Consider the following 2553-nt stretch of genomic DNA (forward strand, 5'->3'; position numbering starts at 1 on the left):
GCGCGGCGCCGGACGCCTGCTCGTCGTGCGCCCCGGCGGAGGCTCTCACCGCGACGAGCTGGAGGATGCGCGCGTCACCGACCTTCCCGGCCTGCTGCGCCGGGGCGACGCCCTGGTCTTCAACGACACGCAGGTGATCCCGGCGCGCCTCCACGGCATCCGCACCCGCCCCGGCGCACCGGGCCAGCGCACGGAGGTGATGCTGCACCTGCGCGAGGAGCCCGATCTCTGGCGTGCCTTCGCGCGCCCGGCCAAGCGCCTGACAGTCGGCGACCGCATCGCCTTCGGCCGGCACGGGGCCAGCGAGCCCTGCGAACGCGGCGGCCTCGACGCGACCGTCGCGGCCAAGGGCGAGGGGGGCGAGATCACCCTGCGCTTCGACCTCGCCGGGCCGGCCCTCGACGAGGCCGTCGCCGCCGTCGGAGAATTGCCGCTGCCGCCCTACATCGCCGGCAAGCGCCCCACCGACGCACGGGACGCTACCGACTACCAGACGGTCTACGCCCGCAACCCCGGCGCCGTCGCCGCCCCCACCGCCGGCCTGCACGTCTCCGACGACCTGCTGGCGCGGTGCGACGCCGCCGGGATCGGCCGCCATACGCTCACCCTGCATGTCGGGGCCGGCACCTTCCTGCCGGTCAAGGCCGAGGACACCGCCGACCACCGCATGCACGCCGAGATCGGCATCCTGGATGCCGCGACCGCCGACGCCCTCAACGCGGTGCGGGCGGCCGGCGGACGGATCGTGGCGGTGGGCACCACCGCGCTCCGCCTGCTGGAGAGCGCCGCCGACGCGGAGGGGCGGCTCCACCCCTTCGCCGGCCCGACCGAGATCTTCATCACCCCCGGCACGCGCATCCGCGCGGTGGACGCGCTGATGACCAACTTCCACCTGCCGCGCTCGACCCTGTTCATGCTGGTCTCGGCCTTCTCGGGCCTCGACACCATGCGCGCCGCCTACGCCCACGCGATCGCGCAGGGCTATCGGTTCTACTCCTACGGCGATTCGAGCCTGCTGTTTCCCGCCCCGGTCTGATAGGGTTTTTGCCGAACGCGCCTCTTCCCATCCCTGCAAGCAGGTCGCCGAACGCGCCGATCTCTTAGACTCCGCTTCCAGACCCTCCCCGTCATCCCGGGGCGCCGAAGGCGAGCCCGGGATCCAAGAACCGCAGGTCGTGTTCCAGCCTGGCATCGTCGGCGGCTCTGGATCCCGGGCTCTGCTGCGCAGCCCCGGGATGACGGAGGGACCGGTCGAGGAGAAGGAGAGAGGTGCGATCCGAAAGCATCTGGAAGCCGTCCCCGCCATGTCCGACACAGACTTCGCCTTCGCCGTCCACGCCACCGACGGGCAAGCCCGCACCGGCGTGATCACCATGCCGCGGGGAACAATCCGGACGCCGGCCTTCATGCCGGTCGGCACCGCCGGCACGGTCAAGGCCATGTATGCGAGCCAGGTGCGCGACCTCGGCGCCGACGTGGTGCTCGGCAACACCTACCACCTGATGCTGCGCCCCGGCGCCGAGCGGATGGCGCGGCTCGGCGGCCTGCACCGCTTCATGCGCTGGGACGGGCCGATCCTCACCGATTCCGGCGGCTTCCAAGTGATGTCGCTGTCGGCGCTGCGGAAGCTCGACGAGCAGGGCGTGACCTTCCGCTCGCATGTGGACGGCACCGCCCACCACATGTCGCCGGAGCGCTCGATCGAGATCCAGGGCCTGCTCGGCTCCGACATCCAGATGCAACTCGACGAGTGCGTGCGCCTGCCGGCCGAGCGCGAGGCGATCGAGAAGGCGATGCGCTTGTCGCTTCGCTGGGCCGAGCGCTGCCGCACCGCCTTCGGCGAGCAGCCGGGCAAGGCGATGTTCGGGATCGTGCAGGGCGGCGACGTGCCGGAGCTACGGATCGAGAGCGCCCGGGCTTTGGCAGACCTCGACCTCAAGGGCTACGCGATCGGCGGCCTCGCGGTCGGCGAGCCGCAGGCGGTGATGCTCGCGATGATCGAGACGGTGGAGCCGCACCTACCGAGCACCAAGCCGCGCTACCTGATGGGCGTCGGCACCCCGGACGACCTGATGCGCTCGGTTGCACGCGGCGTCGACATGTTCGATTGCGTGATGCCGACGCGCGCCGGCCGCCACGGCCTCGCCTACACCCGCCACGGCCGGATCAACCTGCGCAACGCCCGCCACGCCGAGGACACGCGGCCGCTGGACGAGGCTTCCGCGTGCGAGGCGTCGCGCGCGTATTCCCGCGCCTACCTCCACCATCTCGTGCGCTCCGACGAGATCTTGGGGATGATGCTGCTGACCTGGAACAACCTCGCCTACTACCAGGACCTGATGGCGGGGATGCGCGTGGCGATCACGGAGGGCCGGCTCGACGCGTTCTGCGAGGAGACCCGCGCGGGCTGGGCCAGGGCCGAGCGCGACGCCGCCGGCTGAAAGCCGTCTATGCGCCTCGCGGAAGGCCTTTCGCGCATCACGGATGCGCCAGCACCCGGTAGCTGCCGTCGGGGGCGTCCGCGCCCGCCTCGGCCGCCGCCTGCAGGCCCGC

General features: G+C 72.0%; 2 protein-coding genes. Both read left to right on the forward strand.

Annotated elements, in window-relative coordinates; all coding sequences use genetic code 11:
- On the forward strand, positions 1 to 1036 hold a 1036-nt coding region (gene queA, locus FV222_RS22795), incomplete at its 5' end, for a tRNA preQ1(34) S-adenosylmethionine ribosyltransferase-isomerase QueA (protein WP_147815712.1).
- Between the two features lie 268 nt (positions 1037 to 1304).
- A complete protein-coding gene (tgt, locus tag FV222_RS22800) occupies positions 1305 to 2441 on the forward strand; it encodes a tRNA guanosine(34) transglycosylase Tgt (RefSeq protein WP_147815713.1) in 1137 nt (378 codons plus the stop codon).
- The last annotated feature ends 112 nt before the right edge of the window (positions 2442 to 2553 follow it).

The sequence above is a fragment of the Methylobacterium sp. WL103 genome, assembly GCF_008039885.1.
In the GTDB taxonomy this organism is placed as follows: domain Bacteria; phylum Pseudomonadota; class Alphaproteobacteria; order Rhizobiales; family Beijerinckiaceae; genus Methylobacterium; species Methylobacterium cerastii.

What these genes read in the sequence shown, in the direction of transcription:
- tgt (WP_147815713.1), top strand. Translation starts at nt 1,305, where the DNA reads ATGTCCGACACAGACTTCGCCTTCGCCGTCCACGCCACCGACGGGCAA.